The organism is Promicromonospora sp. NPDC060271 (assembly GCF_042726755.1).
Lineage (GTDB): Bacteria > Actinomycetota > Actinomycetes > Actinomycetales > Cellulomonadaceae > Promicromonospora.
Map to the genome: position 1 here is coordinate 1 of NZ_JBHXBG010000242.1, position 6,558 is coordinate 6,558.

At 71.8% G+C, this 6,558-nt stretch carries 5 protein-coding genes; 4 read left to right on the plus strand and 1 reads right to left on the minus strand.

Annotation, left to right across the window (positions count from 1 at the left end; genetic code table 11):
- Positions 1-64 precede the first annotated feature (64 nt).
- The gene (locus tag ACFWE2_RS23930; RefSeq protein ID WP_377226710.1) at positions 65-1,183 is read right to left on the minus strand and encodes a DUF4439 domain-containing protein; all 1,119 of its coding nucleotides are present in this window, start codon (positions 1,181-1,183) and stop codon (positions 65-67) included.
- 137 nt (positions 1,184-1,320) lie between these two features.
- Between ACFWE2_RS23930 and rimP the strand changes: the two genes are divergently transcribed.
- The 4 genes from rimP to infB all read left to right on the plus strand — a co-directional run bounded on the left by rimP (position 1,321) and on the right by infB (position 6,507).
- Complete coding sequence (rimP, locus tag ACFWE2_RS23935) at positions 1,321-1,911, plus strand: ribosome maturation factor RimP (RefSeq protein WP_377226711.1); 591 nt, start codon at positions 1,321-1,323, stop codon at positions 1,909-1,911.
- A gap of 1 nt (position 1,912) precedes the next feature.
- Complete coding sequence (gene nusA / locus ACFWE2_RS23940; RefSeq protein ID WP_377226712.1) at positions 1,913-2,962, plus strand: transcription termination factor NusA; 1,050 nt, start codon at positions 1,913-1,915, stop codon at positions 2,960-2,962.
- A 156-nt stretch (positions 2,963-3,118) separates the two neighbouring features.
- Positions 3,119-3,328 (plus strand): YlxR family protein, encoded by a 210-nt coding sequence (locus tag ACFWE2_RS23945; protein ID WP_377226713.1) that lies wholly within the window; start codon positions 3,119-3,121, stop codon positions 3,326-3,328.
- Between the two features lie 176 nt (positions 3,329-3,504).
- Positions 3,505-6,507, plus strand: coding sequence for a translation initiation factor IF-2 (gene infB, locus ACFWE2_RS23950; RefSeq protein WP_377226714.1), 3,003 nt, complete (start codon positions 3,505-3,507; stop codon positions 6,505-6,507).
- The last annotated feature ends 51 nt before the right edge of the window (positions 6,508-6,558 follow it).

Consider the following 6,558-nt stretch of genomic DNA (forward strand, 5'->3'; position numbering starts at 1 on the left):
GGTCTCGACAAGCCCGACCAGCGGGCTCGACGGGCTCAACCAGCGGGAGCCGGCCCGGGAGCTGTCAGGCCTGTTCCGGGAGGCCCGGGAACGGGGTCGCCGGGGCGTTCCACTGGGCGGCCGCCAGCGTGGTGTCCGTCAGGAGCGCGACCAGGACGGCCCGGGTGCCCGGTTCGGCCACGCCGACCAGCGTCGCGTAGTTCTGCGTGAGGTCTTCCTCGAGGTCCCTGGCCAGGTCCGGCGTCGCGGTCTCCGGTCCGGGGACGGCGTAGGCGACCCGGCGCGGGTCCTGGTCGGTCCCGTCCACACCCGCCAGGAGGGCCCAGGCCTGGGCCCGTGCCCGGTGCACGCGGGCTCTGTCGTAGGCCCGGGTACGGACCTCGCCGTCGGCCTGCGCCGCCCGTACCTCGAGGGCGTAGGCGGCGGTGTCCTCGGCCAGGACCAGGGTGGCGAGCTCCTCCGCCGACAGGCCGGTGGGTACCGCCGCGGGCTCTTCCGTCGCCGATGCCGGAGCCGTCGAGGCCTCGTCCTCGCTCGGCTCTGCGTCGTCCTCGGGGGGCTCGGGGATCTGGGTCGAGGGGAGCGCGGGGCCGCGCGCGCCGGTCAGCCGGGCGAGGTCCCGGGCGTACCGTGCCTGGGCGGCGGAGATCGAGCCGAGCAGGCGCGCGAGGGGGCCCGACTGGGCTTGGTCGGCGGCGGCCCTGGTGCGGGTCGCCGCATCGCCGAGCGAGGTGACGACCGCCCGGGGCGTCTGTTCCGGGATGATCGCGGAGGGCGAGGCACCCGAGCGCTGGGTCACGATGTCGCCGAGACCGGAGTCGTACTCGCCACCGAGCTGCTCCGCCTGCATGGTCGTGGCCTCGGCGATGGCCGTCAGCCGTGCGGCGACGTCGGCGTCGACCCCCTCGGCCACCGCTGCGGCGCCGGCCTGGTCGGCCACCAGCAGCGCGTCGGCAACGGCGGTGCGCCGTACCACCTCCACTGCGTCCGGGACCGGCTCGGTGGGTGGCGGCGACTCGAGCCGCACGCCACAACCTGAGAGAATGATCGCGCAGGTCAGGGCCAGCGCGGTCAGGGCTGACCGGCTTCGGGGGCCGGCCTTCGGGCCGTTGGGGTTCATCGTGGCCGATGATGTCATGTTCCAGAAGCCGATTCGTGCCCAGGCCGATTGCGGTCGGGTCACGGACATCACGTTCCACGCGAAGTGCCGAGGCCCGGCGCTTCGTTACGCTTGACGCAGACAACAACAGCACATCGGTCGAACCGTTCCGGCTCGAACCGTGCCCCCGCGCACGTGGGGGAGCCGACGGGAGGCAGTCGATGACACAGCAGGCGGATGCGGTCCGCGAGGTGGTAGGCCCGGTGGTCGAGGCAGCGGGGCTGTACCTCGAGGAGGTGACCGTCACCCGGGCGGGGAGCGCGTCGGTGGTGCGGATCACCGTCGACCTGCCGGACGACGCCCTCGGCAGCCTCGACTCCGACCGGCTCGGCGACGCCTCGCGGGCGATGTCGGCGGCACTGGACGTGGACGACGTCGTCTCCGGCGCCTACACGCTCGAGATCTCGACGCCGGGCACGTCCCGGCCGCTGACCGAGCTGCGGCACTACAAGCGTGCCCGGACCCGGCTCGTCACGCTGAAGATGATGGACGGCAGCCGCGTCGAGGGCCGGCTCACCGACGTGCTCGACGACGGTGACGGCGCGGTCCTGGTGCTCGACGGCGACAGCCGGATCCCGCTGGGCGACGTCCGCCGGGGCAAGGTGGAGGTAGAGCTCAAGAAGCTCGACGCCCAGGATGCCGAGGTATCGGAACTGGGCGAGAGTGCAGGTGAAGACACCGACGACGACTCGGACGGTGCTGGTTCTGACAACGCGACCGAGGGTCACCCCGGCCGCAACGAGGAAGGCTGACATGGACATCGACATGACGACCCTGCGGATGCTGGAGCGCGAGAGGGACCTCAGCCTGGACATCCTCGTCGCGGCCATCGAGCAGGCGCTCCTCTCGGCCTACCACCGGACTCCTGACGCGTACAACCGCGCCCGTGTCGAGGTGGACCGCGCGTCGGGCCACGTGACCGTGTGGGCGCGCGAGGAGCTTCCCGTGTCCGAGGACCCGGAGCACCCCGAGGTCCGGCCCGTCGTCGAGTACGGGCCGGAGTTCGACGACACGCCGCAGGACTTCGGCCGGATCGCCACCGCGACGGCCCGCCAGGTGATCGTGCAGCGGCTGCGGGACGCCGAGGACGACCAGGTGCTCGGCACCTTCCGCGGCAAGGAGGGCGAGGTCCTGGCCGGCATCATCCAGCAGGGCCGTGACCCGCGCATGGTGCTGGTGGACGTGGGCGGCACCGAGGCGGTCCTCCCGCCGCACGAGCAGGTGCCCACCGAGGAGTACGTGCACGGCGAGCGGCTGCGTGCCTACGTGGTCGAGGTGAGCCGTGGAATGAAGGGCCCGCAGATCACGTTGAGCCGTACGCACCCGAACCTCGTGCGGAAGCTCTTCGAGCTCGAGGTCCCCGAGATCGCGGACGGTTCGGTGGAGATCACCGCCATAGCCCGCGAGGCGGGACACCGCACGAAGATGGCGGTCCGCACCCGGGTGGCCGGGCTCAACGCGAAGGGTGCCTGCATCGGCCCGATGGGCGCGCGGGTCCGGGCCGTGATGGCCGAGCTGCACGGCGAGAAGATCGACATCGTCGACCACAGCGACGACCCGGCGTCCTTCGTGAAGAGCGCGCTGTCGCCCGCCCGTGTGTCGTCCGTCACAGTGGTGGACGCCGATGCCCGCGCCGCACGCGCCGTCGTCCCCGACTACCAGCTCTCCCTCGCAATCGGTAAAGAGGGGCAGAACGCCCGGCTCGCCGCGAAGCTGACGGGCTGGCGTATCGACATCCGCTCCGACGAGGCGGCCGACGCCGACGCAGGTGGCGCGGGTGCCGACACACAGAGCGGCCGGTAACGCCCGGTGGGGCGGCGCGGTAGACTGTCTGAGTCTGGGCCACGAGCCCGTCATTCGACCTACCACGTATCTGGTTCAGCACTGCCCGTCGAGGGTCCAGTACGTACCTGCGTCGGATGCCGGGAGCGCGACCAGCGGTCTGCACTCCTGCGTCTGGTGCTGGACACCCCGATGCACGATGACGCCGTGGAAGCCACACGGCGCGTCGTCATCGACGTCCGTGCCTGCCTACCGGGTCGCGGTGCCTGGGTTCACCCGGAACCACGGTGCCTGGAGCTCGCCGAGCGCCGCAGGGCCGTACCGCGTGCACTGCGCGTCGACGGGCCCCTCGACCTCGGCGAGGTACGAGCACACCTCGGCCAGTGAGTGCAGCAACCGCAGGACTGTTCCGACCGGACGCACCGTGCGTCGGGCCGAATTATGCGATTCGTCGACAAGGAAGCGGGTCAGACGCCGATGGGCACCCGATGAGCCCCCAGCGATGAGTACTCAGTACTAACGGTGGTCCTCCCTGTCTTGGGATGGACCGAGACAGGAGAGTTGTGGCTAAAGTCCGCGTCTACGAGCTCGCAAAAGAGCTCGGAGTGGAAAGCAAGACCCTGCTTGGCGAGCTGAAGTCGGCAGGCGAGTACGTTCGCTCGGCGTCCTCGACGCTCGAGCCGCCCGTCGTGCGGCGTATGCGCGACAAGTTCCCCGCCGGTGGCGCGGCGGCCCCGTCCGACAAGGACGCGGCGCGGCCCACGCCGAGCGCACCCAAGCCGGCCGCGAAGCCCGCGGCCCAGAAGCCTGCCGAGTCGGCTCCGGCACCCGCGCCGAGCAAGGCGGAGGCCGCCCCGGCACCCGCGCCTGCCCCCAGCCCTGCTCCGGCTCCGAGCCCCGCACCGGCGGCACCCGCCCCGGCTCCGGCGGCCGAGAGCCAGGCGGCGCCCGCGGCGTCCGCGACGCCGGCAGCAGGCCCCAAGCCTGGTGCGCCCAAGCCCGCCGCGGCCCCCAAGCCCGGTGCGCCGAAGCCCGCCGCCGCCACGCCCTCGGGCGCGCGTCCGGCTCGGGACGGCAACCGTGGTGGCCGTCCTGGCGGCGACCGTCCCGGTGGCGGCAACCCGCGCCCGGGCAACAACCCGTTCGCGACCAGCCAGGGCATGCCCCGTCCCGGTGGCGGCCGCGGCCGCCCGGGTGCGGCAGGTCCCGGCAGCGGTAGCGGCGGCAACGAACGTCCCGCGGCCGGCGGCAACCCGCGCCCGGGCAACAACCCCTTCGCGTCCAGCCAGGGCATGCCGCGTCCGGGGCAGCGCCCCGAGCGCACCGAGGCGCCCAGCGGTGAGCGCTCCGGCGGCCCCCGTCCGGGTGGCCCCCGTCCTTCCGCACCCCGTCCCGGCGGTACCGGTGGCGGCGGTCCGCGCCCGAACCCCGGCATGATGCCGGGCAAGACCTCCATGCCGCGTCCGGGCGACCGCCCGGCTCCGGGTGGCGGTCGTGGCCGCCCCGGTGGTGGCGGTGGCCGTCCGGGTGCCGGTGGCGGCGCCGCGGGTGCGGGCGCTCCGGGTCGTCCCGGTGGCGGCGGCGGTGGCGGCTTCGGCGGCCCGCGTCGTGGTGCCGGTGGTCGCGGTGCGACGCAGGGTGCCTTCGGGCGCGCCGGTGGCAAGCCGGTCCGCGGTCGTAAGTCGCGTCGGGCGAAGCGCCAGGAGTTCGAGGCCATGCAGGCCCCGTCGCTCGGTGGCGTGCAGGTCCCGCGCGGCAACGGCGACACCGTCGTCCGGCTGCGCCACGGTGCGTCGCTGAACGACTTCGCCGACAAGATCGACGCGAACCCCGCTGCGCTCGTGACCGTCCTGTTCCACCTGGGCGAGATGGCCACGGCCACGCAGTCGCTCGACGAGGACACGTTCGGCACGCTGGCGCAGGAGCTCGGCTACCAGATCGAGATGGTCTCGGCCGAGGAGGAGGACCGCGAGCTGCTCGGGGCCTTCGACATCGACCTGCAGGCCGAGGAGGACGACGAGTCCGACGAGGACCTGGAGATCCGTCCGCCGGTCGTGACCGTCATGGGTCACGTCGACCACGGTAAGACCAAGCTCCTCGACGCGATCCGGAACGCGGACGTCGTGGCGGGCGAGCACGGCGGGATCACGCAGCACATCGGTGCGTACCAGATCACGCACGAGCACGACGGCACCGATCGTGCCATCACGTTCATCGACACCCCGGGTCACGAGGCGTTCACCGCCATGCGTGCCCGTGGTGCGCAGGTCACCGACATCGCGATCCTCGTGGTCGCGGCCGACGACGGCGTGATGCCGCAGACGGTCGAGGCCTTGAACCACGCGCAGGCGGCAGGTGTGCCGATCGTGGTCGCGGTGAACAAGATCGACGTCGAGGGTGCGAACCCGTCGAAGGTCCGTCAGCAGCTCACCGAGTACAACCTGGTGGCGGAGGAGTACGGCGGCGACACGATGTTCGTCGACGTCGCGGCGAAGCCGGGCATCGGTATCGACAGCCTGATCGACGCCGTCCTGCTCACCGCGGACGCTTCGCTCGACCTGCGGGCGAACCCGACCAAGGACGCACGCGGTGTGGCCATCGAGGCGAACCTCGACAAGGGTCGCGGTCCGGTGGCGACGGTGCTGGTCCAGGCCGGCACGCTGCACGTCGGTGACGCGATCGTCGCGGGTACGGCCTACGGCCGCGTCCGTGCGATGTTCGACGAGCACGGCAACGCGGTCGAGGCGGCCACCCCGGCCCGCCCGGTCCAGGTGCTGGGTCTGACCAGCGTCCCGGGCGCCGGCGACACGTTCCTCGTGGCGCCCGACGACCGGACCGCTCGCCAGATCGCCGAGAAGCGTCAGGCGGCGGAGCGCGCGGCGACGCTCGCCAAGCGCCGCAAGCGGATCAGCCTCGAGGACTTCGACACCGAGCTCAAGAAGGGCAAGGTCGAGAGCCTCAACCTCATCCTCAAGGGCGACGTGTCCGGTGCCGTCGAGGCACTCGAGGACGCGCTGCTCAAGATCGACGTGGGCGAAGAGGTCGAGCTGCGTGTCATCCACCGTGGTGTGGGTGCGATCACGCAGAACGACGTCAACCTCGCGACCGTCGACAGCGCCGTGATCATCGGCTTCAACGTGAAGTACGGCGAGCGCGTCGAGGAGCTGGCGGAGCGCGAGGGCGTCGACGTCAAGTTCTACTCGGTCATCTACCAGGCGATCGAGGACGTCGAGGCGGCCCTCAAGGGCATGCTCAAGCCGGAGTACGAGGAGGTCCAGCTCGGGACCGCGGAGATCCGTCAGGTCTTCCGCTCCTCGAAGTTCGGCAACATCGCCGGTTCGATCGTTCGTTCGGGCAGCATCCGCCGCAACACGAAGGCGCGTGTGCTCCGCAACGGCACGGTCGTCGGCGACAACCTCACCATCGAGTCGCTGCGCCGCGAGAAGGACGACGTCACCGAGGTCCGCGAGGGCTTCGAGTGCGGTATCGGTCTCGGGTCGTTCAACGACGTCAACGAAGGCGACACCATCGAGACCTTCGAGATGCGCGAGAAGCCGCGCGTCTGACGCTGATGGTTCATTGAGTGCGGGGTGTCCGCCCGGCCGGCTCGTCCGGAC

What these genes read in the sequence shown, in the direction of transcription:
- rimP (WP_377226711.1), top strand. Translation starts at nt 1,321, where the DNA reads ATGACACAGCAGGCGGATGCGGTCCGCGAGGTGGTAGGCCCGGTGGTC.
- nusA (WP_377226712.1), top strand. Translation starts at nt 1,913, where the DNA reads ATGGACATCGACATGACGACCCTGCGGATGCTGGAGCGCGAGAGGGAC.